Origin of the sequence: Rhodococcus sp. ARP2 (assembly GCF_001029585.1) — a bacterium.
In the GTDB taxonomy this organism is placed as follows: Bacteria; Actinomycetota; Actinomycetes; order Mycobacteriales; family Mycobacteriaceae; genus Rhodococcus_F; species Rhodococcus_F erythropolis.
This window is the reverse complement of sequence record NZ_LEKE01000022.1, coordinates 50,658-73,002: the sequence shown is the minus strand read 5'-3', so window position 1 is coordinate 73,002 and position 22,345 is coordinate 50,658. Positions and strand designations below refer to the sequence as shown.

19 protein-coding genes are annotated in these 22,345 nt (G+C 61.6%); 7 read left to right on the top strand and 12 right to left on the bottom strand.

The features are described 5' to 3' along the window. Window positions 1–65: 65 nt before the first annotated feature. Complete coding sequence (locus tag ABX74_RS03665) at window positions 66–278, bottom strand: hypothetical protein (protein WP_078377385.1); 213 nt, start codon at window positions 276–278, stop codon at window positions 66–68. Between the two features lie 257 nt (window positions 279–535). On the opposite strand from ABX74_RS03665, the gene ABX74_RS03660 reads away from it, so the two are divergent. Genes ABX74_RS03660 through ABX74_RS03650 form a run of 3 tightly spaced genes read left to right on the top strand, consistent with a single transcriptional unit; the run spans window position 536 to window position 3,621 of the window. Beyond that, a complete protein-coding gene (locus ABX74_RS03660) occupies window positions 536–1,195 on the top strand; it encodes a GAP family protein (protein WP_019745852.1) in 660 nt (219 codons plus the stop codon). Between the two features lie 15 nt (window positions 1,196–1,210). Further along, complete coding sequence (locus ABX74_RS03655; protein ID WP_019745851.1) at window positions 1,211–1,924, top strand: GAP family protein; 714 nt, start codon at window positions 1,211–1,213, stop codon at window positions 1,922–1,924. Beyond that, window positions 1,921–3,621: a SulP family inorganic anion transporter gene (locus ABX74_RS03650; RefSeq protein WP_047888260.1), complete on the top strand. Its 1,701-nt coding sequence runs from the start codon at window positions 1,921–1,923 to the stop codon at window positions 3,619–3,621. Before ABX74_RS03655 ends, ABX74_RS03650 begins: the two co-directional genes overlap by 4 nt. Here ABX74_RS03650 and ABX74_RS03645 read toward each other — a convergent pair. The 5 genes from ABX74_RS03645 to ABX74_RS03625 form a co-directional block, all read right to left on the bottom strand. Further along, the gene (locus tag ABX74_RS03645) at window positions 3,613–4,434 is read right to left on the bottom strand and encodes a hypothetical protein (RefSeq protein ID WP_020909552.1); all 822 of its coding nucleotides are present in this window, start codon (window positions 4,432–4,434) and stop codon (window positions 3,613–3,615) included. The two genes, ABX74_RS03650 and ABX74_RS03645, sit on opposite strands and share 9 nt — an antisense overlap. Before the next feature lie 14 nt (window positions 4,435–4,448). Continuing rightward, a complete protein-coding gene (locus ABX74_RS03640; RefSeq protein ID WP_047888259.1) occupies window positions 4,449–7,163 on the bottom strand; it encodes a LuxR C-terminal-related transcriptional regulator in 2,715 nt (904 codons plus the stop codon). A gap of 177 nt (window positions 7,164–7,340) precedes the next feature. Next, complete coding sequence (locus ABX74_RS03635) at window positions 7,341–8,303, bottom strand: asparaginase (RefSeq protein WP_020909550.1); 963 nt, start codon at window positions 8,301–8,303, stop codon at window positions 7,341–7,343. A 15-nt stretch (window positions 8,304–8,318) separates the two neighbouring features. Then, window positions 8,319–9,764, bottom strand: a complete 1,446-nt coding sequence (locus ABX74_RS03630; protein ID WP_019745846.1) for an amino acid permease — start codon at window positions 9,762–9,764, stop codon at window positions 8,319–8,321. Then, entirely contained in the window at window positions 9,764–11,203 is a 1,440-nt protein-coding gene (locus ABX74_RS03625; RefSeq protein WP_047888258.1) for an aspartate ammonia-lyase, read from the bottom strand. The genes ABX74_RS03630 and ABX74_RS03625 overlap by 1 nt, the downstream gene beginning before the upstream one ends. Window positions 11,204–11,419: 216 nt before the next feature. Between ABX74_RS03625 and ABX74_RS03620 the strand changes: the two genes are divergently transcribed. Beyond that, on the top strand, window positions 11,420–12,130 hold the full coding sequence (locus ABX74_RS03620) for a FadR/GntR family transcriptional regulator (protein ID WP_021333372.1): 711 nt from the start codon (window positions 11,420–11,422) through the stop codon (window positions 12,128–12,130). Continuing rightward, window positions 12,127–12,888 (top strand): ankyrin repeat domain-containing protein, encoded by a 762-nt coding sequence (locus ABX74_RS03615; protein WP_021345917.1) that lies wholly within the window; start codon window positions 12,127–12,129, stop codon window positions 12,886–12,888. Before ABX74_RS03620 ends, ABX74_RS03615 begins: the two co-directional genes overlap by 4 nt. On the opposite strand, the gene ABX74_RS03610 is transcribed toward ABX74_RS03615, so the two are convergent. Next, window positions 12,849–13,820, bottom strand: coding sequence for a helix-turn-helix domain-containing protein (locus ABX74_RS03610; protein WP_021345916.1), 972 nt, complete (start codon window positions 13,818–13,820; stop codon window positions 12,849–12,851). The two genes, ABX74_RS03615 and ABX74_RS03610, sit on opposite strands and share 40 nt — an antisense overlap. Before the next feature lie 168 nt (window positions 13,821–13,988). Between ABX74_RS03610 and ABX74_RS03605 the strand changes: the two genes are divergently transcribed. Beyond that, complete coding sequence (locus tag ABX74_RS03605) at window positions 13,989–14,795, top strand: alpha/beta hydrolase (RefSeq protein ID WP_019745841.1); 807 nt, start codon at window positions 13,989–13,991, stop codon at window positions 14,793–14,795. A gap of 30 nt (window positions 14,796–14,825) precedes the next feature. Here the strand turns inward: ABX74_RS03605 and ABX74_RS03600 are convergent, their stop codons facing one another. From ABX74_RS03600 to ABX74_RS03585, 4 genes are all read right to left on the bottom strand, one after another. Further along, a complete protein-coding gene (locus ABX74_RS03600) occupies window positions 14,826–16,016 on the bottom strand; it encodes a lipid-transfer protein (RefSeq protein WP_020909545.1) in 1,191 nt (396 codons plus the stop codon). Continuing rightward, on the bottom strand, window positions 16,013–16,489 hold the full coding sequence (locus ABX74_RS03595) for a Zn-ribbon domain-containing OB-fold protein (protein WP_019745839.1): 477 nt from the start codon (window positions 16,487–16,489) through the stop codon (window positions 16,013–16,015). Before ABX74_RS03595 ends, ABX74_RS03600 begins: the two co-directional genes overlap by 4 nt. Window positions 16,490–16,701: 212 nt before the next feature. Then, window positions 16,702–18,429, bottom strand: a complete 1,728-nt coding sequence (locus ABX74_RS03590) for an FAD-dependent oxidoreductase (RefSeq protein WP_047888257.1) — start codon at window positions 18,427–18,429, stop codon at window positions 16,702–16,704. 33 nt (window positions 18,430–18,462) lie between these two features. Beyond that, entirely contained in the window at window positions 18,463–19,470 is a 1,008-nt protein-coding gene (locus ABX74_RS03585) for an AurF N-oxygenase family protein (protein ID WP_003943163.1), read from the bottom strand. A 232-nt stretch (window positions 19,471–19,702) separates the two neighbouring features. On the opposite strand from ABX74_RS03585, the gene ABX74_RS03580 reads away from it, so the two are divergent. After that, window positions 19,703–20,590: an SDR family oxidoreductase gene (locus ABX74_RS03580; protein WP_082148449.1), complete on the top strand. Its 888-nt coding sequence runs from the start codon at window positions 19,703–19,705 to the stop codon at window positions 20,588–20,590. 111 nt (window positions 20,591–20,701) lie between these two features. Here ABX74_RS03580 and ABX74_RS03575 read toward each other — a convergent pair whose 3' ends face one another. Continuing rightward, the gene (locus tag ABX74_RS03575; RefSeq protein ID WP_047888256.1) at window positions 20,702–21,940 is read right to left on the bottom strand and encodes an HNH endonuclease signature motif containing protein; all 1,239 of its coding nucleotides are present in this window, start codon (window positions 21,938–21,940) and stop codon (window positions 20,702–20,704) included. Between the last annotated feature and the right edge of the window lie 405 nt (window positions 21,941–22,345).

Genomic DNA, 22,345 nt, shown 5'->3' with positions numbered 1-22,345 from the left:
CGGGACCATCGCTCGTGCGCGGGGGACGATCCGACGGAGGGCCGGCTCGGATCAGTCGGCTCGGATCAGTCTGGGAGCCTTCGTAGTTCGGCTACGGTCAAGCCGAGGGAATCGAGGCGGGCCATGATGCTTCGCATAGCAGTGTGATCCGCGACGGGCCCGTACAAACTGGTGAATCCGCCGGCTGCACTGGCAACGCTGAGTTCGGGAAACGCCGCTTTGACGCGGTCCGACACTTCGCCGTCGATGAGGAATTGATACCGAGTGGGAGCATTCATCAGTGTCCGCTCCATTTCGTAGGGCCATGAGGTTCGGTCAGTACCGCGTCGAGCCTCGAAATCACGTGTCGTCAGGGGCAATCGGCGTCGCCGCTCGATCCAGGACTCCGTATCCGTGAGATCCAGTCTTGCTCCCACACGCTCCCGAGGCGTCATCCCCAACGGGTGAATGTCATCGCGGCTCCGTTCATCCCTTTTGTGTGAGGCTGCGAAGGAACGTCACCCCTAGTGTCGACCGGGAGAGAGAAGAGGTCGGCATGGGATCTGTCATCGGGGATCTTCTACCCTTAGCGGTCGGTGTTGCGGTATCGCCCATCCCGATCATCGCGGCGATCTTGATGTTGTTGTCCAAGCGAGCCGGTAGCACCAGCGTCGGATTCGCCCTGGGCTGGATACTCGGAATAGTTGTCGCCACTGTGATCTTCGTGCTCCTGTCCAGCAAGCTCGGCGACTCCGAAGGCGATCCCTCTGCGACGGTGTCGTGGATCAAGCTGGCGTTGGGTGTGTTGCTGCTTGCGTTCGGAGTGAAGCAATGGCGTGGGCGCGGTGGCGAGCATGAAACCCCGAAGTGGATGCAAGCCATCGACGACATGACCGCTGCCAAGGGCCTCGGCTTGGGCTTCGCGCTGGCAGCGATCAATCCGAAGAATCTGATGATGTGTATCGCGGCTGGAATCTCGATCGGCTCTGCGTCATTGGGCTCCGGCGAAGTAGTCGTCGCGGTTCTGGTTTTCACCATCATCGCTGCCTCGACAGTGTGCGTGCCCGTGATCGGTTACCTCGTTGCAGCGGAGCGACTGCGCGGTCCGCTGGCCAAGCTGAAGGTGTGGTTGCAGGACAACAACGCCACTGTGATGAGTGTGTTGATCCTGGTTATCGGTGTTGTTCTCATCGGTAAGGGCATCGGCGGTCTCTGACAACGGGAGGTAGTTATGGGATCGCTGCTACTGCAACAGATCCCGCTGGCACTCGGTATCATCATGAGCCCGCTGGCGGTTGTCGCCGTTGTCGCCGTGCTCTTTTCCGAACGAGCGCGTCTCAACAGCATCGCGTATCTGATCGGGTGGTATCTCGGAATAGTTGTCGCCCTGGCCGGGTCGTACATCATCTTGACCGCACTCCAAGTTCATCAGAGAACACACCCACCCCTGTGGGTGCCCATCCTCCACCTCGTTCTCGGCGTGACGTTGCTCGCGGGTGCCTGGTTCGTCTACACGCGTAGTCGGCGCGGAGTACAGGCGATGGCGGCTGCAGTGGCTCCGGGAGACGTTGTCGCGGCGGCCCCTCAACTGCCGAAAATGCTCCAGTCGGTAGAACACTTCCAGCCGATGCGATCGGGTGTGCTCGGGTTCGCGCTGTTCGTTCTCAATCCCATCGACATGTCCTGTGCGATTGCCGCTGCCATGAACTTTCGCCTCAGCACCGTGGCGCCGACGTCGCAGATCGTCTCGGCCGTGATTTTTTCTCTCGTGTCCGTGACCTCGGTCGCCGTGCCGGTCGCCCTTCTCCTGATCAAGAAGGAGGAGGCCACCGAACCGCTGCAGAAGATCCGCACCTGGATAGCCACCAACACGCACTTGCTGAACGTCGGGCTCCTCGTCCTGATCGCGGCGATGCAGATCAGTAAAGGGGTGCAAGGGCTATGAGTGCTCCGCACACACGGACGTGGTGGGTCTTCGGATCACTGTCCGACTATCAGCGAGGCTGGCTTCGACCAGACATCATCGCCGGCCTCACGGTGTGGGCTGTCCTTGTCCCGGAAGCGCTCGCGTACGCCACCATCGCCGGAGTTCCGCCGGTGGTCGGGCTCTACGCTGCAGTTCCGTCACTGATTCTGTATGCAGCAGCTGGTAGTTCGCGGCATCTGATCGTCGGACCGATGTCGGCCACTGCCGCGTTGTCCGCGGCGATGATCGCTCCACTGTCGTCGGGAGACGACACCAGATTTGTCGCGTTGTCGGTCGGGCTCGCGATAGTGACCGGACTCGTCGGATTGCTCGCAGGATTCATGCGCCTCGGATTCATCGCATCCTTCATCTCCGAGCCGGTTCTCAAGGGATTCATAGTCGGTTTGGCGCTCACGATCATCATCGGTCAAGTACCCAAACTCCTGGGCGTGGACAAGGGCGAGGGGAACTTCTTCGTCCAGGCGTGGACGGTGATCAAGGAACTTGGCGAGGTCGACGGTCCGACGGTGGTCATCGGATTGCTCAGCTTGGCAATGGTTCTGGGAGTCAAGCGATGGCTCCCGCTGGTGCCAGGTTCGCTTCTGGTTGTGCTACTGGGGATTACCGCAGTGGCGCTGTTCGGACTCGACGACCGTGGCATCGACATCGTGGGACACATCGATTCGGGCTTGCCGACTATGGGCCTGCCGAGTGGAGTAGGAGCCGAGGACTACCTCGACCTAGTGGGGCCGGCCGTCGGTGTTCTACTCATCGGGTTCGCCGAAGGTCTCGGCGCTGCAAAGACATACGCGGCGAAGGCCGGATACACGATCGACGCCAATCGGGAACTGGTAGGACTGGGGGCCGCCAATCTCGGATCGGGCATCTGCTCGGGAATGGTGGTCAACGGCAGCCTCTCGAAGACGGCTGTCAACGGGGGAGCGGGTGCCAAATCACAGGTCAGCGGGTTGGTGGTCGCCGCATTGACGCTGCTGACACTGCTGTTCCTGACTGGGTTGTTCGAGAAACTACCGGAAGCGACGCTATCGGCGGTGGTCATCGCCGCAGTGATCGAACTAGTGGATTTCTCTTCTCTCGCAGCGCTGTACCGGGTCTGGACGAAGCGATTGGGCAGCATCTACGGGCACGCCGCTCGGGCCGATTTCGCCGCCGCTGTCGCGGCGATGTTCGGAGTTCTCCTGTTCGATACCTTGCCCGGTCTGATCATCGGAATTGTCGTCTCGATGCTGCTGCTCCTGTATCGAGTCTCCAAACCGCACGTGGCCGCTCTGGCCAAGGACGGCACGCGCTGGGTCGACACCAGCAGCCATCCTGATCTGAGGACACTCGACGGCGTCGTGGTGGTCAGGGTCGAATCCGGACTCTTCTTCGCGAATGCCGATCACGTGCGTGATCAGATCACCGGCATGGTGACCACCGGGACCACGACGGTCATTCTCGACGCCGAGACTTCACCGTTCATCGACGTCAGCGCGGCCCAGATGTTGGCTCAGCTTCGAGATTCGTTGGCTCGCAAGAATGTGAGCTTCCGGGTGGCCCGCGACATCGGGCAGTTCCGCGATGTCTTGTCCGGGGCCGACGAGGGTGCGCTGAAGGTCGACGTCTATCCGACCGTCTCGCAGGCACTCGAGGGCCGGGACAACACTTCAGCGTGACGTCCGCAGCCAGATTCCCAGTGGTCCCGCGTCTTTTGCGACCGATCCGACGATCGACGACGCGACCACCACGATGGCAGAGAAGATGAACAGCCACCCGATCACGGTGAACATCACGCCGAGAAGGCCGAACTCGTCCTGAGACGTCTTGGTCATCCGCGGCAGGAAAAGAGTGCCGGCCACGTGCAGTCCGGTCAGACCCGTCGCAGTGAGCAAGCCGGACCCGACACACATACGAGTGGTCATGCGATTGGCGGTCAACAGCATGGGCACGGCAGTCCAGACCAGTGCCCACACTGCGTAGACCGCAACAAATTCCAGGAGACTGCCCACTCTCGGAACGGCATTCAGTTCGCGGCACAGCGCAGCACCGACCACTGACGCGGCGACGACGAACACGACCGCGATCCACCGCCATGCCTGGCGAAGTGTCGCTGTCGGCACACTCCAGATTCGTCCGTACATCCGGCCAAGGGCGCGAGCGTAGGACGTGGAACTGATCAACAGCATGAGCAGGCCGACAATGCCGAACGCGGCCGCAGTGGAGGTGTCGGTCATCACGGCGTCGGGAAGCTGCACCCCGAGGTCGTCTCTGGCGACATCGGCCAAGGGCTTCAGCTTTTCCAGGGTGGACGCTGCGATCATCACCGGCAGCAAGGACGTGAACGCCTGGGCTGCCAAAGTCATGGCGCTGTCGACGAGTCCGACTTCGAAGACGTCGATCGTCGCGTCGGTAGCCAACCGTCGGCTCGGCGTGCGTCTCGCCCAGACGGTCATTCGATCGCGCGTATCGGAGTACAACTTCGGGGGCATGGAAGCAGTCTTGCTCAGATGAGTCCGCCGCGACGCGCAGCCTTGAGTGCGTCGCGTCGGTTACTTACTTCCAACTTCCGATAGATCCCGCGTAGATGCGTCTTGATGGTGTTGACGGACAGGAACAGCGTGTCGGCGATCGACTCGGTGGTGTCTCCCGAGGCCAGTTCGCGCAGCACGGTGTATTCGCCCGGTGTGAGGATCGGTGCACTCACCAGCTCTTGTGGACGAATGCGGTTGCGTACCTGTTCGGCAAAAGCCTCCTGATCGCCGAAGTGCCCACTGAACTCGTCGAAGATCGGACGCAGTGACGCGCCGTAGTCGAGGAAAGGTCGCAACAGCCCACCGGTTTCTGCGGCTCGCAGGGCTTTGTGCAGCGAACGAAACGACTTGCGCTCGTGACCGGTGGCAGCGTGGATCCCAGCCTCGAGTGTCCAGGCGTAGACGGTGTGGGCGAGCACAGGCTCTTCGGTGGATCCGAGGGCTTCGGAAACCTCGACGAGTGCTTCTGCGAACTTGTTGGACGAGAAAGCCACGGCAGCTCGCGCCAGGTGTATCTCGGAAGTCTCGCCGAACTGATCAGCCGCATCGCGCACGAGTCGGCCCGCCCATTCCACTTCGCCGACCGACAGGCATGCGTTCACGACCGGTGGGAGTAGGGCAAGAGTCGCCAATGAGAAGGTGCGCAGTGCGATCGCGCTGAGCATCGCATCGCGGACGTCGGCAGCGGTCGACCGTCGATCGGCCGCGTCGCCGAGACTGTGGAGCCCGAACGTGACGACGGTGTGCCACCCGAATGCCGGGACGCTGGCGCCGAGAACATCTGTGCTCCGGTAGTTTCCGATAGTCGGTATGCGGTACGGAAGTTCGCTGGTGGCGCAGAGATATGCAGCGAAGGCCACCACGGACGCGGACAACTCGTACTCCGCCGTCGTTGTGATTCGGTGTTCGACCGCGTAGTCGATGGCGTAGGTGGAGTGTGCCCTCATCGCCTCGATGTCCCCGCTGAGTGAGGCGACAAATCCTAGCCCGGTCAGTGCCTTCAGTACGAATCGCGACCTGCCTCGTAGTGTTCCGAGCGCGACCGCCTGGGTGTATTCGACAGTTGCCCTGTCGAACTCGCGTTTGAGTAGGAGGGCCGTCGCTACCTCGAGGTGAGCGTAGGCTTCGACATCCGAGTGAGTGCTGTTCTGGCGCCGCACCAGGCGCGAAACCAATGGTTTGTTGTCGGAAGTTGGCGAAGCGCAGGAGATTTCCAGACTCATCGCCAGGAACAGTGGCTCGTCCGCAATAGGCGGATGAGTTGCCTCGAGAAGGTCGAGGCACGTTGTCGCAGAGGTCATGTCACCGGAATGGAGGGCGGCCGCAGCCAGGACCAGGCGGGTGATCGGAGATTCGGAGACCTGCGTCGGCGCGGATTCGAGCACTCGGACGACGTCTCCGCTGTGCCCGTCGAGTACGAGGCCCAGTCCGCAGCGCTCGAGAAAAGCGAGGATGCGGCACGGGTCGCCGATCGACACCTCGAGTTCGAGCGCCTCGAGTTCGAAGTGATGACTCTCGAACCAGGTTGCTGCTCGAAGGTGCGCGCGATTTCTCTCCTCGTGATCGACCCGGCGGAACTCCGCGCGGAGGTGTTCGAGGAGAAGGGGGTGGTAGCTGAACCACGTGGTGTGGTCGGCGGAGTCGGTCCGCGTCACGGGGAAGTTGTATTGAATCAGAGCGTCGATCTCGGACCGAGCATTCGAATCGGTCAGCGTTTCTGCGAGTTGAGCAGAGAACGAATCGACGACGGATGTCCGCAACATGAATGTCGTGACATGCTCGGGCAAGGATGTCAGGACCTCGTCGACGAGGAAGTCGGCGATCGGGCGCGGCGTATGGGTGAACTCGTTCAATGCATCACCGATGTCGCTCCGGCCTGCCAGGAACGCTGCGGTCAGGCGAACAACAGCGCCCCACCCCTTGGTGAAGTTCTCGACGATTGCGAGCTCGTCGTCGCCGAGGGTGATGTCGTATTCGCCGAACATCGCAGTGATCTCGGTGCGGTCGAAGGCGAGATCGGTGGATGCGAAGCGAGTGAGTCGGCCATCGAGCGCGAGACGATGCCAGGTGAGCGGAGGTTCGTATCGAGCAGCGACGATGATCGACAGATTGTCCGGCGTGTGCGTGAGTATCTGGTCGAGAAGACCGATCGACATCGGATCGTGAAGTGTGTGCACATCGTCGAGGATCAGCGTCGTTCGGCGATCGTGAGCTTCGACGGTTTCCGCGAAGTGCGCGAGCCACTGTTCGACGGGTCGTCTCGATCCCGCCTGTGCCGGGAACCCTTGCCCGGTGGGCGCGCGACCGGCCGGGTCGAGAGGCGTCGAGATGGCCTCGGCGAGGGATTCGCACAGCACCGACACGTTGTTGTCGCGCTCGGCCAACGTCAGCCAGGCGAGGTCCACGTCAGGGGACGCCCGCGAATACTCACGAGCCCAATTCGCCAGCAGCAGGGTCTTTCCCGCTCCGGCCGGTGCAGAAAGCAGCCCGACGGACCCGGGCCCCGAGCCCTCGGTAGTGGTGGACGCGGTGAGTTTCTGGTGCAACCGGGGACGTGGAACCAGTCCCTTGATTGCAGAGGGTGGGTGAAAGCGCCCGCTGACAGGCGCGTCCGACGCGTGAGTGTGCCCGACGCGGTGAGACGCGTCGAGCGTCACTGCAGCGGCATCACGAAATGGGCTGCTCATCCGACTCCTGTTCGACTGGCTGCACTGGACGTGACCGCTGGATCGACATACGTAACGAGTTAGATGATGTGAAACTACCCAATTCGGACACTTGTTAAGCGTCCAAATCAAAAGATTCGGACCAAAGTCCCTGATTTGGCGAGGGGTGCGTTCGAACTACGAACGGCGTCGCCAGTGCTACCGCCTGAACGGCGGGGTGCGAGCAAACCTCGAATATCGGTCGAATGCCTTTTCCAGGCCCACGAGATCCGGATCTGACAACAAGGCCGCCAGAAGTACACGTGCCTGCCCGGCCCGAAGATCGGTGGAAAATACAGCGCCTGCGGCGATCAAGTCGTGGCCGCCGCCACCACCACCGTAAACCGGGGAGATTGGCCCCGAGGGCACACGAGTTGTCACGACCACCGGAATGTGAGCGCCTACGCAGTCTCGGACGGCCTCGACGATCGTCGGATTGGCATTTCCCGAACCGAGTCCGTCGAGAACAAGTCCATTTGCCCCGGCGCTCACGCAAGCGTCGATCTGTACGCGGTCTGCCCCGGGATACACGGCGATGATGTCGACGCGGGTGTTCGAAATGGGATGCCACGGCAATGGTTCGGGAGTGTGCAGCAGTGCCGGATCGATGGGCAAGGAGCGGAAGGCATCAAGTGCCGTCGTGTCGGCCTTTCGCGTACCTGCGGCCGGGTGGACCGAACCGCCGAAGGCGATGAGGACACCACGTCCCCGCGACGAGATGTCGAGTCCGGCCGCGATCGCCGCGGCCAGATTCGAACGAGCGTCGGACTCGGGATGGTCGAAAGTGCGCTGCGCCCCGGTGAAGACCACCGGACGTCGGTCGTCGTGGTGCAGGTCCAACAAGAACGCAGTTTCCTCCATCGTGTCGGTGCCGTGAAGCACGACCACCGCGTCGAGTCCAGGATCCTTCAATTCGTCGGCTACGGCGTCGCGAACACGATCCATGTCCGCGAAGGTCATGCTCGAGCTGTCCTTCGACATCACGTCCACGACTCGAAGATCGATGTCGGTCTGCTCATTGCCGAGCAGATCTGCACCGGTGATTGCGGGCCGACTGATTCCGTGCGCATCTCGGGTGCTGGCGATGGTGCCACCAGTGGTGACGACTGCGACTTTCGGCACTGAGGTCCTTTCACGTCAAGCTGTGGGGCGATGGATGGCCAACTCGCGAATGCGATTCCTGGCGCCGTACCAACCAATCATCAACAGCGGTGCGATGATCGCGATGGAGCCGACGGTCCATGTTCCAACAGGGTTGTCGAATGCCATCAATACGATAACGACCGCAAGAAAGACCAGTGTCGCGATCCCGGTGTACGGTGCGCCGAATATGCGGAAGGGAGGGCGGGTGACTTTGCCTTGTTTCGCAAGTTGCCAGAGCTTCAACTGGCACAACACTATGACTGCCCACGCACTGATGATGCCGAGGGCTGCAAGATTGAGGACTATTTCGAAGGCTTGCGCTGGGACAACAGCATTGAGCCCGACGCCGAACAGGATGACCACGCCGGTGAGTGCGATTCCCCCGTACGGCACTCCGGCTTTGTTCATTTTGGCAGCGAAGGCAGGCGCCGAGCCTGCCATCGCCATCGAATGGAGTATTCGTCCGGTCGAATACAATCCGGCGTTGAGGGAAGACAAGGCTGCCGTGAGAACGACCAGATTCATGATCGCATCCGCGCCTTGGATGTTGATCGAACCGAAGAATGTGACGAATGGACTTTCACCGGCGTGGTACTCCGTGTACGGGAGCAACAGCGAGAGCAGTAGTACCGATCCCACGTAGAAGACGAGGATCCGAATGATCACTGTGTTGATTGCCTTGGGTATCACCTTCCGTGGATTTTCGGTCTCTCCGGCCGTGGTTCCCACGAGTTCAATTGAAGCGTAAGCGAACACGACGCCTTGAATCACCACGACTGCCGGCAGTATTCCGTTGGGGAACAGCCCACCATTGTCGGTGATCAGGCTGAATCCGGAGGAATGCCCTTCGATGGGCGTGCCGAAGAGTACGAAATAGACACCGAACCCGAGGAACGCGGTCAACGCAACGACCTTGATCAACGCGAACCAGAACTCCAGCTCTCCGAAGACCTTCACGGACACCAGATTCAGTCCGAGAACCAACACCACCGCGATCAGAGCGAACATCCACTGATCGATGTGCCCCAGTGGCGCCCAGTACTTCTTGAAGAAGTTCATGTACAACGCCACAGCCGTGACATCGACCACGGCAGTCATTGCCCAGTTCATCCAGTACAGCCAACCCGCGGCGAAAGCCATCTTCTCGCCGAAGAATTCGCGTGCGTAGGAAACGAAGGATCCCGAAGTCGGGCGGTGCATCACCAGTTCGCCGAGTGCCCTCAGGATCAGGAACGCGAAGAACCCGCACAACGCGTACACGAGAACCAAGGCCGGGCCCGCCTGTTGGAGTCGCCCTCCCGCCCCCATGAAAAGGCCTGTTCCGATCGCACCACCGATCGCGATCATCTGAATCTGTCTGGGGCCGAGCGCCTTCTGATATCCGAGATCCTCTTCAGCGGCAACCTCGGCGTGGGGTGTCTCTTCCCGTTCGACGGTCATCAAACCTCCTCCACAACGGCGGTAGCATGAGGCTTCTCGCCCGCAACGCGGAGATTGGCGAGATGTTCGGGGCTGAGCAACCGATCGAGTTCCTCGCGGTCGAGCAGGCCCGCTTCGATCACGAGATCGGCGACGCGACGCCCGGAAATCAACGCCTCCTGGGCAATCCGGGTGGACGCGGTATATCCGATGTAGGGGTTGAGCGCGGTGACGAGGCCGATGGAGTCTTCGACTCGCGCGCGCAACAGTTCGGTGTTGGCCGTGATACCGAGTACGCACCGGTCCGCCAGAATGCGGCAAGCCGCACCGAGGTGTCGCATTCCTTCGGACAGTGAGTGCACGATGATCGGCTCGAAAGCGTTGAGTTGGAGTTGCCCGGATTCCGCAGCCATCGTAATCGTCACGTCATTGCCGATGACTTCGTACGCGACCTGATTGAGGACCTCGGGAATTACCGGATTGACCTTGCCCGGCATGATCGACGAACCTGCCTGCACCGGCGGCAGATTGATCTCGTTCAATCCGGCTCGCGGACCAGAAGAGAGCAGCCGAAGATCGTTGCACACCTTGGACAACTTCACAGCGACCCGCTTGAGTACGCCGGAGAGGTGGACGAACTGGCCCACGTCTTGGGTCGCTTCGACCAGATCCGTTGCCAACACCAGCGGCAGCCCGGTTAGTGCGCCCAGGTCGGAACAGGCCACCTCGGCGTAGCCGGCAGGTGCGTTGAGACCGGTGCCGATAGCAGTGGCGCCGAGGTTGATCTCGTGAACGAGAAGAGCAGCCTCAGCCAGGCGCGCTCGATCCTCCTCGATCATGACCGCGTAGGTGCCGAACTCCTGACCCAGAGTCATCGGCACGGCGTCCTGCAGTTGGGTGCGTCCCATCTTCACTGTGTCGGCGAACTCGAGAGATTTGGTCGTGAACGCATTCTGGAGTACACGAAGTGCATCCAGCAGGTCCTCGATAGCGAAGATCGTCGAGATGTTGACGGCCGTGGGGTAGACGTCGTTGGTCGATTGGCTCAGGTTCACGTGCTCATTGGGGTGAAGTCGTTCGTAGTCGCCGCGCTGGTGGCCGAGGATTTCCAATGCGCGATTGGCGATTACCTCGTTGGCATTCATGTTCGTCGAAGTTCCGGCACCACCCTGGATGACGTCCACTACGAACTGTTCGTGCCACCGGCCGTCCACGATTTCCTTGCATGCCTGTGAGATGGCCTCGGCTCGCGGGCCGTCGAGGATGCCCAGCTTCTCGTTTGCGCTGGCTGCGGCCCATTTGACGTAAGCGATGCCGCGGATCAGATGCGGGTTCGTGGAAATTGTTCGACCAGTGATCGGGAAGTTCTCCATCGCGCGCAAGGTGTGGATTCCCCAGTACGAATCGGCTGGAACTTCGCGATCGCCGAGCAGATCGTGTTCTGTTCGCGTTTCGAGCACTTGATCAATTCCTCGTGTCTCTTCGCGCGAGCATCACTCTGCGCGGTGGGTGTATTTCGGGATCGCAGCGCTGACGGACAAGTAGTCGACCCGCCCAGCTATCGGGCTATCAGGCTGTCTGACAGGTCTAATTGTTACCTCGCTCACTCCTGCACGTCAACCCGTCACCAGGTGCGATGTTTGACGCGGGACTTCGGCAGTCGCAACAATGACGGCATGAACCTGTCAGACAGCTGGGCCACCAGGCGACCAGTCGCCGCGCGGGTGAGTGCTGCCGAGGCAGTCCTCGCAGACCTTCGTGCCGCAATAGCCTCCGGCGATCTGGCAGTCGGAGAGCGTCTCCCGTCCGAAGCGTCCCTGGCCGAAAGGCACGGGGTCAGTCGATCGGTTATCCGCGAAGCCCTGCGCTCGTGCCACGCTCTCGGGCTCACCGAGACAAAATCCGGGCTCGGCACGTTCGTCGTCAGTGATTCGATAGCGCGAGACCTCGATTTCGGCAGCTATGCGGCCAACGAATTGGTCGAAGCACGGCCTCATGTCGAAATTCCGGCCGCAGGATGGGCTGCGCAACGGCACACCGCGGAGGAACTGGCGGCACTCCGCGGACTGGTACAGCAGATGCGTGACGAGGACGATCCGCTCGTATGGGTTGCACTCGACGCCCAATTTCACGGACTGATTGCAAAAGCCAGTAGGAATCGTGTCTTCGAGTCGGTAATCGTCGATATCCGTGAAGCGCTGACAAGGCAATCCGAGACACTCAATCTTGTTGCCGGTCGCCAGGAAAAGTCGAACGAGGAACACGAACGAATAGTCGAAGGAATTGCATCCGGGAGTTACGACCACGCCTCCAGGGCGATGGCCGAACACCTGGACGCCGTCAGGATGACGCTCGAAACACTTGTCCAAGAAAGTGATTCGCTGTGACGGCGCGGCCGCGCAGGTCTGTCCTCGCCTGCGCAATCTTCGCGGTATCAGTGACCGGAGCGTTGGCGGGTTGCAGTTCGTCCGACACCGCGCTGACGCCGACAACCGCGGCGTCAGCGACAACAACGGCAGCTGTACCACCTGCGGGTGTAAAGCCATCGTCGACGCCGGAATCCGAACGCACGCTCTTCGATGCTGTGGACCGCAATGATCCCGCAGCTGTTACCGCTGCCCTGACTGCCGGCGCGAACATCGAAGCGCGCGGCGAGGGCGAACGGACTCCACTCGTCGAGGCCACCAAGAACAACGCCGTCGCTGCGGCTTCTACGTTGATTCTTGCCGGAGCTGACGTGAATGCGAAGGATTCCATGCAGGATTCGGCCTTCCTGTATTCCGGAGCCGAGGGATTGAACGAGATTCTGGCACTGACGCTCAGCCATGGCGCGGATGTCGACAGCGTGAACCGTTACGGCGGTACGGCTCTGATTCCCGCGAGTGAACACGCGCATGTCGAGACCGTCCGGATGCTGATTGCTGCCGGGGTACCGGTCAATCACGTCAATGATCCGGGGTGGACGGCGCTTCTCGAGGCCGTTGTGTACGGCGACGGCTCGGCGCGCTACGTCGACGTGATCACTCAGCTTCTCGACGCCGGGGCAGATCCCTCGATCCGGGATGCGTCGGGAAAGACCGCATTGGACAATGCCGAAAGCCGTGGTCAGTCAGACGTTGTGGCGTTGCTGCAATCGCGGAGCTGACGCCAACGAGTCGGGCTCAGCCCGTAGGCCTGTCGAAAGCGTCGGCTGAAGTGTCCGGCGTCGACAAATCCCGCACGGCGCGCAATGGTGGCGATCGGCAGGTCGACGGTAGCGGGTCGAGCCAGTTCGTCCCGAGCCTTCTGCAGGCGCTGGGTGATGATCCACTGCTCGAGCCGGAATTCGTTGTCCGAACAGATCTTGTACAGCTGACGCAGTGAGATGCTGTGGGCGTGGGCAATTCGTGCAGGATGCAGCGCCGGATCGTGAAGGTGTTCGCGGATGTATCGGCGGACCGATGTCAACGTGAGTGCCGATCTCGGAGCGGAGGCGTCGGGATTTGCATGCGTGATCGAAGCGACCAAAGCGCGCGCCAGTTCGATCGAGGCCTCGCCCAATTGTTCGGCGGCAGGATCGGTCTCCAACTGATCTGCGCTGCGGAACAATTCACGAACGTGCGCGATCATCAAGGGGTACAGGTTGCTGTGGTGAGGTCGCGTGGCAGCGTCACGGATGGAGTCGATCGGTAGTCCCAGCCGATCCATCGGAACGTAGAGGCACTGGGAAGCGCCCGTTACCGTCCAGGAAAAATCGTAGGTCGACGTCAGGTCCGTCATGAGTAGTTCACCGGCCGGGACTCTGCGTTGCTCATCGTGCTGATCTAGATGGCCGATTCCGCTCTCCTGCAGGGCAATCGCGAGAACCGGCATCGACGCTGATCGCACGTGCCGCGGTGTTCTGGTCAATCGCATCCCCGTCGACTCGGAGCGGAACAGTGATGCTGCGCCCAGATTCCACACGTTCATCCGGGCGCTCACGCCCGCCGGATCCTCCAAGTGGATCGCACAGGGAACCGATGCGCGTCCCATCGCGTCGACGAAGGCGTCCGTGCGTTGGTCAGGCTCCAGCACGGAAGTATCCAGGAGCAAAGCCATGCAGCCTTGATACCCCGGGATGTGGACGCTCAACCAGAATTTGTGCACCGTGAGCCCAGAAGTCTGCACGGACAGTCACGTCCGTCGCAGCAGGTATTTCTAGGATCGAAACGGGCGTGTCCCGGCCTACCGCAGTTTCTCGCTTGCCTACGAGAGTGAAGGAAACGCATGAAGATCTCACGTGTATTCACAGCAGTTCTGGCAATGCTCATGACAGTCGCGGCCGGACTGATCTTCGGTTCCGGTGCTGCGGTGGCAGGCCCCAAGCCAACTGTCGTTCTGGTTCACGGAGCCTTTGCCGACGCCACCAGTTGGGACGGAGTTGCCGCCGACCTACGCTCGCGTGGCTATCGCGTCGTGACGCCGGACAATCCTCTGCGCGGGCCGGCTTACGACGCGTCCGTGATCGAGAAGACGGTTGCGGACATCGACGGCCCCGTCGTTCTCGTCGGGCACTCGTACGGCGGCGCGGTGATCACCAATGTCCACGATCCGAAGGTCCAGTCGCTGGTCTACATCGCGGCGTTCGGTCCGGTGGAGGGTGAGCCGGTACAGATCACGATCGACCCGATTCGATTCCCCGGCAGCCAATTGCTTCCTCCCGCTCTGGGATTGAAGATCGTCGACGATCCTCACGCGATCGGCGGGAAGAACGTCGACGGCTACGTCACGGACGAGTATTTCCATTCCGTCTTCGCTCAAGACGTTTCCGACGAGACGGCGGCAACGATGTTGGCTCACCAGAAGTCCGCCGCTTTGTGGGCAAACCTCGAACTCGGCGGGCCACCGTCGTGGGCGAACACACCGAGCTGGTATCTGGTCGCCGGTGAGGATCGCGTGATCCCAGCTTCGGCGCAGCGGTTCATGGCAAACCGGATGGGCGCGAACACCAGCGAACTCCCGACCTCCCATGCCTCGCTGGTCTCACAGCCAGGGGCAGTGGCAGACGTGATCGTGGCGGCCGCTCACGGGTGAGTGTGCGACCGCCACGAAAGTAGAACAGGGTCAGGCGGAAACGATTACCGAGGAGCCGTGTCCGAACAGGCCTTGGTTGGCGGTGATACCGATGCGAGCTCCTTCGACCTGACGGCCTTCGGCTTGTCCGCGCAGCTGCCAGGTGAGCTCGCACACCTGCGCAAGTGCCTGTGCGGGAACGGCTTCGCCGAAGCACGCGAGACCGCCGGACGGATTGACCGGGATGCGGCCTCCGATACTGGTGTCACCCGCACGCAGAAGGTGCTCGGCCTCGCCCCGCTTGCACAGCGCGAGGTCTTCGATCCAGTCCAGTTCCACCGAGGTAGCGAGGTCGTAGACCTCGGCGACGTCGACGTCCTCGGGAGAGATCCCGGCTTCCTCGTACGCGGCGTAGCCGATGGATTCCTTGAACGTTCGCTCCGGAGCCGGGACGGCGGAGCTGGAATCGGTGGAGAAGTTCGGCATATCCATGATCGTCTGCGGGAACGTCGGCGTGACCGTCGAAATAGCCTTGATGCGAACAGGTTCCGCGATGCCCATCTTTCGGGCGTATTCCATCGAAGTCAGCAAGATTGCGGCGCCGCCGTCGGACGTCGCGCAGATGTCGAGCAAATGCAGGGGATTGGACACCACGGGGGATGCCAGCACGTTCTCGACGGTGACTTCCTTGCGGTAGCGCGCATTCGGATTATTGAGTCCGTGCTTGGCGTTCTTGACCTTCACGTTGGCGAAGTCCTCCGCGGTGGCGCCGTAGAGGTCGATGCGACGACGCGCGTTGAGCGCGAAGTACGCCGGGTTGGTCATACCCATGAGGCGGAAGCGCAACCAGTCCGGGTCGTCCCAACGCTCACCGGCGACGGGAGCGAGGAAACCCTTGGGGGTGGTGTCGGCGCCGACGACCAGGGCAACTTCGCTGAGGCCGGCCAGAATTCGTGCGCGAGCGGTGTCGAGTGCCTGGGCTCCCGTCGCGCACGCTGCGTACGACGTGGCGACGCGAGCGCCGTTCCAGCCGAGTGCCTGTGCGAAGGTGGCTCCGGCGACGTATCCGCCGTAACCGTTGCGGACTGTCTCGCCGCCGACGATGAAGTCGACGTCCTGCCAATTCACGCCCGAATCGGCGAGCGCGGCGCGAGCGGCGGCAACGCCGTATTTCACGAACGACTGGCCCCACTTGCCCCAGGGGTGCATACCGACACCGAGTACTGCGACGTCCTTGCTCATGACTGCGACTCCTGATCAGCTGCGGCGACAGGCTTCCAGCGCCACGTCGTACGTACTCCGGTTTCGTCGGTGTACAGCGGCTCGACAACCAATTCGACGGTATTGCCGACCTTGAGATCGTCGACGCCGAATCCGTCGGCCACCTGGCCGAGGATGACGATCCCCTCGGGCAGCTCGACTGCTGCGAGAGCAAAAGGCTCGTACGGATCCGAGCGCGGGATGTACGGCGGCGGGGGCTGGTACTGCGCGTCGGTGTACGACCAGACAGTGCCGCGGCGGGAGAGTTCCACGTCGTCGAACTCCTCGCTGAAGCAGCTCGGGTTCTTGCAGAACGTCGCCTCACGAGGGAAGGAAATGGTGCCGCAGGATTGGCACTTCGTGCCGATCAGAGCAGGTTCGTCGCCGGTGGTGAACCAACCCTCTACTGCAGGTGTCACACTCCCGTTCGGCGCCGGCGTTGCAGTCTCGCTCATGCAATCCTCATCTGGTTGGCGAGCCTGATCCGGGGGATCGTGGGCCCGCTGTGCCGCTTACTGGAACAGGTTGCAGTATTACACGATTTTGGCCGCTGACGGGCAAAAATTTTCGCTGAGTGGGACGCTGCCGGAACGCAGACGGCCCCGCCGGGCAGACGAGTCTGCAGGCGGGGCCGTGTGCGTGAAAGTAGCTGTTTACCTGTAGCGGATCAGCGAGCGCGAACGGGTCGACCGAATCGACGCGCCGGTTTCACCCGGGCCGCAGCGTCGAGGATGGAGGTGATCTCGACCTGATCCAGAACCTTTTCGCGGACACGGTCGTGCGCAGCGCCGCGTTCCAGTTCCGCCTTGTCGATGGCGTGCCAGCCCTCGCGGTCGACTACGTCGGACTGTCGCGCCCGGACCAGACGATCGACTGCGGAGTCGTCGGCGACCGGGTTGGTCAGGCGTCCGTCGTTGAAGTCGTCGACGAGCATCCTGATCGTTTCCTGCGCGCAGGACTTGTTGGTGCCGATGAACCCACTCGGTCCGCGCTTGATCCAACCGGTCGCGTAGACGCCGGTTGCGGGATCGCCGTTCGGAGCTTCGAGGACGCGGCCGTTCTCATTCGGAATGACCGAAGCACGCTCGTCGAACGGGACGCCGGTGATGGGCACTCCGCGGTAGCCGATCGAGGTGAGGACCAAGCCGGCATCGATGGTCTCGGTATCGCCCGTCGCCTCGATCTGCACGGTTCCGTTGGCGTCGACCAGGGCGTTGCGAGCGAACTCGATTCCACTGACCTGATCGTCGCCGGTGATCGACGTCGGCGTGAGCAGGTAGCGCAACGTGATGCGCTTGTTGCCGACGTCGACGTGATCGCGGTTCTTCAGGGCTTCGAGTAGACGCAACTTCTGCTCGACGGCATGCGGAAGCTCGCCGCGTTTTGCCAGTTCTTCGGTGGCCGAGTCGAGAACCACGTCGTCGGATCCGACAGAGAGTTCGATGTCCGGCAGTGCCATCAGGCCGGTGAACTCGGGGACTGTGAACGCGGACTGCGCGATTCCGCGTCGACCCACGATGACAACTTCTTCGACGCGACTCTTCCGCAGAGCGGCGAGTGCGTGAGCGGAGATGTCAGTGCCCGCCAACTTCTCGGGATCGGCCGTCAGAATGCGAGCGACGTCGAGCGCGACGTTTCCGTTTCCGATGATGACCGCGCGGCGATGCGAGAGATCGAAGACGTCGTCGGCGTGATCGGGGTGGCCGTTGTACCAGGCCACGAAGTCGGTGGCCGATGCCGTGCCAGGCAGATCAGCACCCGGAATGCCGAGACCACGGTCGGACGAAGCGCCGACTGCGTAGAGCACCGCATGGTGATTTTCGAGCAGTTCGCTGTGCGAGATGTGCTTGCCGATCTCGACGTTGAGGTAGAACTCGAAACCCTTTTGTGCGGCGATCTTGTCGAACAAGCGAGTGACCTGCTTGGTCTTCTGATGGTCCGGAGCAACGCCGGCGCGAACCAGGCCGTAAGGCACAGGAAGGCGATCGAAGACGTTGACCTGCACGTCAGGCTGAGTCAGTAACTCGTCCGCGGCGTACATCGCCGACGGTCCGGAACCGACGATCGCAACGCGCAACGGCGGTCGGCCCTTGTCGACGTGGGCTGCCGGAATGACCTTGGCGAGAAGCGGCCTGGGCCGCTCTTCCTTGTAGAAGTCCGCATTGATGGACAGGAAGACTCGCTGCGGGTCGGTCAGCTTCGACTCGGGGACGATGGCGTCGACCGGGCAGGCCGAGACGCATGCGCCGCAGTCGACGCAGGCCTGCGGATCGATGTGCAGCATCTCGGCGGTGAGGAAGTCCGGCTCGTCCGGCGTCGGATGGATGCAGTTGACCGGGCAGGCGTAGACGCACGAGGCGTCGCTGCAACAGGACTGCGTGACTACGTGTGGCATGGCGCTATGAGTCCGATCTCGACTGTCCGGGAGCTACGCGGCGGCGTTGTGCGAGCTGCGGTGAGGTTCGCTACGGAAACGTGATGCGCGGCCGTCCATCTTGCAGGCCTTCCACACCAGGCGCGAGGCACGGTTCATCAGGCCGGTGTCGGTGGCCAGCATGCGGACGTCACCGAAGTAGTTGCGCAGGGTCTGGCGTGACTCGGGCAGATCCCAGAACAGGTCCTTCTTCACGGACTTCGGGATGTCGAACTGCTTCCAGAAGGACTTCGGCGGGATGACGATGGCGTCACAGAGAATGCGCATGACGATCGGGAACAGCAGCGAGAGGACGAACCGGTTCGGGCGTGACATCAGCGGGATGCGACGGCTCAGAAGCTTGTGCGCGAACGAGATGTGACGCGCTTCCTCGGCTACGTGGATGGCCATGACCGACTGCATGATCGGGTGGATCTGGCCGCCGGCGCGCAGGATGCTCTTCTGAATGTGGTCGATCGGCTCTTCACCGGCGAGGACACCGACGAAGAACAGTTCGGGGAACGGACCCGCAGCGAGGGGGATGAAGGGTGCAAGCATCTTCATCGGACGGCTCATGCCGGGAGCGTCGGCACCGATGCGGTTGACCATCTCCTGGAACATCATCGTGTGGTTGCACTCTTCGACCGACTCGTGCGTGCAGTAGCGCGCCTCGGCCGAATCGTTGGGCAGCGAGAAGACGTACTGCATCATGCCGCGGATCAGAATGTTCTCGAACTGGAGACCGACCTTCGCGACATTGGCCTGGCGCCACATGCCGATTTCGATCTGCCTGGCCTCGGACTGCGACTGGTACCAGGGGTGAGCACCCAGCGGGTCTGTCTCGGCCGGGAGGATCCAGCGGCGATCGTTCGGGACGACGGCAAACTCGGGGGAGTCCCAGTCGATGTCGAGGTACGGGTCGAAGTGCTTGTGCACCGAGCCCTCGGACAGGAGTCGAAGCGTCTCGTTGTACGAGTCGTCGGATGCTTCTCCGCGCTTGTCGAGCGGCGATGTGAGCGTCATGGCGTCTCCTCTTCGTTTCGGTCACCGCTGGTATTTCTCGCGGTGTTCGGTGGAATCGAGGGCCGGTTGTGTGATCGCTGGCACTCGGTCTGGGTTTAATGTAACCCGAGGTATCAGGAAAAGCTAGTGGCAGATACTCCTGGATCTCGACGAATTCTTGACACGGTCGAAACGGCGCCATAACTTACTTTTGAGTAATTTCCGCGGTGCGCTCGAAGTTGGCTGTTCAGGGATGGGTTCGCACCGAAACGCACGCGAAGATCGAACCGAGGCCGATGTGATCAGAACGCTGCTCAGCAATATTGCCTTGAGTCCGCCGACGCGTCTGCGCTCTCTTGTTCCGTCACGCGGTGTCACGCTCTCCGACAAGACGATCGTTCTGACAGGAGCTTCCTCGGGGATCGGCGAGGCGACAGCTCATCTCTTGGCTCGTCGGGGAGCCGAGATGATCCTGGTCGCTCGCGGTGAGGAAAACCTCGAACACGTACGGGACGAAATCCACCGCAGGGGAGGGTGGGCGCACATCGTGCCTGCGGACCTCTCCCGCGGTGAAGCCGTCGACGAACTCGCGGAGACGATCGCGGATCGATTCGGGTCGGTCGACATCCTCGTCAACAATGCGGGTCGCTCGATCCGGCGTACCGCGTTGGATTCGGTCGACCGATTCCACGACTACGAGCGCACTATGGCACTCGACTACTTCGGACCTACACGACTGACGTTGCGTCTGCTGCCCGCGATGCTCGAGGCGAAGTCCGGACACATCATCAACGTCGGAACTTGGGGAGTCACTGCCGGCGTGATGCCGAGGTTCAGTGCCTACCACGCGTCGAAGTCTGCTCTCAGTGCCTTCGGCCGAAGCCTCGGCGCGGAATGTCACGGCACCGGTGTCGATGTCACCACAGTGCAATTCCCACTCATACGAACACCGATGATCGCGCCGACGGCGGATTACGTGAGCCAGCCGGCGCTGACGGCCGATCAAGCTGCATCGTGGATCTTGAGGGCGATCAATACGCGTCCCGTCGAGCTGTATCCGCGGTACGCGGGGCTGTTACGAGCGATTGACGTTGTATCCCCTTCTGTCACTGACGCTCTCGTGCGAAGGGCCGGGATCTGAGGGGCTGGGATTTGTGGGGCAGGGATCTGAGGGGTTGGGATCTGACCAGAAACGTGCACCAGCACCGGGGCATGGTTCGTCCCCGGTGCTGATGTATTCGATTGTCGCGGTTCAGGCTGCTGTGGGTGGGCTGTTCCCGCCGATCGGCTGTTGATACGGATCGATCGACATCGGCGGATAGAACACCGACTTCCGATCCGGACCGATCTCCACCCGCCATTCGGTGTGGTGCATCGTCCGGTGGTGATGACCGCACAACAAGATCAGATTGTCGAGATCTGTTGGGCCACCATCATTCCAGTGAACAATATGATGAGCATCGCACCACCCCGACGGAGTCCCGCACCCTGGGAACGCACACCCACCATCCCGAACCGCCAACGCCCGCCGCTGCGGCACCGTTGCTGTTCTCGCTTCCTTACCGCAGTCGAGCGGAACCCCGTTCTCATCCAACAAAATCCGCGTGATCGTGCAGTCGCACGCCAGCATCCGCGCGGTATCGATACTGATCGGGCCCACCCAATCGGCCCACGCAAATCCGAGTTCTTCGGTGGACGGCAGGAGGTCTTTCAATGCTTTGAGGTCGGTCATGTCTTTCGCCGACGCAGTCACCGTGATGTGTGGTTTCACGCCGCCTTCGATCGGACCCAACCCCGCCCGCTCATACCGGCGCAGCAACTCGCAAAACCCGTCCGCACGCCGTAGCGCCGGAGTACGCGTGTCCTTGACACCGTCCTTCTCCGGCGTCGGAGCCGACAGACTCGACAACAACGTGATCAGACGGGCCCCGTTGACCGCATCCAGATCACCCTTCACCGTGACCCGCCCGTACAAGCCTTTCGAGGCGTAGAACTCGTTGCGCTCCGAATCCTCGCCGACCGGAACACCGTCCTCACGCTTGCCGTACTGCTTCTCGATTCGGCGGATCGCCGCCCGCACCGCATCACAGTCCGCGATGTTCTTCGACGCCAGGCCAAGCAGAATCCCGCGAGCCTTGTCCACATCCGCCAGGGTCATGTTCTTGGGCGGATGCTGACAAAACGACGCCACCTGACGCGCCTTCAACGCATCCACGTCACCACGATGAAACGCATCCGCCACAACAGGTTCGAGCATCAACAACCGCGCCAAACCGACCAGCAGACTGCACTCGCCAATCTCCAGATTCGTCGAACCGTGCAACCACTGCGCGATCGCCCGAAAACCCTTCCCACCGAGAACCTCCCGGGAAAACATCTCCACGATCAGCAACACCAACCGCGACTGCAACTCGTGCCGGACACGCACCAGATCCAGAACCTCACACTTGAGGCCCTCGCCATCCAGCTGCCACGCATCCCGACTGTCCATGCCGAAAGTTTAATCGAACAAAGTTTCGAACACAAGAGAATGTGGATCGAAAATTGCTGCTATTAAATCGATTTCGACATTTCGGACATTCGGTTATAGGCGGGTCGCCGACGTAGTCCACGTGCGCCGACGAGTGCGAGCGCCACCATCAACCCGGAGCGCAACAGCATCACGGCGGTCTCGATGAACTGAAAATGCCAGTACCGGCTCTGCGGGTGATAGACCACGGCATAGTGATCGATTCCCTGTTCTCGAAGGCAGTTGTCTGTCCCCGGCAAGCGTATGGGTCCAGCCGAGCACCAGGCCCAGGAGTGTCATCGCCAGCGTGATGGGAACGAAGACCACCAGGACCGCAAGAAATACCCTCGAACACGGCCGGCGGATTCGCGAAGATCGACGAGTAGT

Excerpts from the sequence above, each read along its gene's own strand:
- ABX74_RS03620 (WP_021333372.1), top strand. The coding sequence starts at position 11,420 with ATGAACCTGTCAGACAGCTGGGCCACCAGGCGACCAGTCGCCGCGCGG.
- ABX74_RS03665 (WP_078377385.1), bottom strand. The coding sequence starts at position 278 with ATGAATGCTCCCACTCGGTATCAATTCCTCATCGACGGCGAAGTGTCG.
- ABX74_RS03660 (WP_019745852.1), top strand. The coding sequence starts at position 536 with ATGGGATCTGTCATCGGGGATCTTCTACCCTTAGCGGTCGGTGTTGCG.
- ABX74_RS03595 (WP_019745839.1), bottom strand. The coding sequence starts at position 16,489 with ATGAGCGAGACTGCAACGCCGGCGCCGAACGGGAGTGTGACACCTGCA.
- ABX74_RS03590 (WP_047888257.1), bottom strand. The coding sequence starts at position 18,429 with ATGCCACACGTAGTCACGCAGTCCTGTTGCAGCGACGCCTCGTGCGTC.
- ABX74_RS03610 (WP_021345916.1), bottom strand. The coding sequence starts at position 13,820 with ATGGCTTTGCTCCTGGATACTTCCGTGCTGGAGCCTGACCAACGCACG.
- ABX74_RS03655 (WP_019745851.1), top strand. The coding sequence starts at position 1,211 with ATGGGATCGCTGCTACTGCAACAGATCCCGCTGGCACTCGGTATCATC.
- ABX74_RS03640 (WP_047888259.1), bottom strand. The coding sequence starts at position 7,163 with ATGAGCAGCCCATTTCGTGATGCCGCTGCAGTGACGCTCGACGCGTCT.
- ABX74_RS03645 (WP_020909552.1), bottom strand. The coding sequence starts at position 4,434 with ATGCCCCCGAAGTTGTACTCCGATACGCGCGATCGAATGACCGTCTGG.
- ABX74_RS03630 (WP_019745846.1), bottom strand. The coding sequence starts at position 9,764 with ATGACCGTCGAACGGGAAGAGACACCCCACGCCGAGGTTGCCGCTGAA.
- ABX74_RS03575 (WP_047888256.1), bottom strand. The coding sequence starts at position 21,940 with ATGGACAGTCGGGATGCGTGGCAGCTGGATGGCGAGGGCCTCAAGTGT.
- ABX74_RS03605 (WP_019745841.1), top strand. The coding sequence starts at position 13,989 with ATGAAGATCTCACGTGTATTCACAGCAGTTCTGGCAATGCTCATGACA.
- ABX74_RS03580 (WP_082148449.1), top strand. The coding sequence starts at position 19,703 with ATGGGTTCGCACCGAAACGCACGCGAAGATCGAACCGAGGCCGATGTG.
- ABX74_RS03650 (WP_047888260.1), top strand. The coding sequence starts at position 1,921 with ATGAGTGCTCCGCACACACGGACGTGGTGGGTCTTCGGATCACTGTCC.
- ABX74_RS03600 (WP_020909545.1), bottom strand. The coding sequence starts at position 16,016 with ATGAGCAAGGACGTCGCAGTACTCGGTGTCGGTATGCACCCCTGGGGC.
- ABX74_RS03585 (WP_003943163.1), bottom strand. The coding sequence starts at position 19,470 with ATGACGCTCACATCGCCGCTCGACAAGCGCGGAGAAGCATCCGACGAC.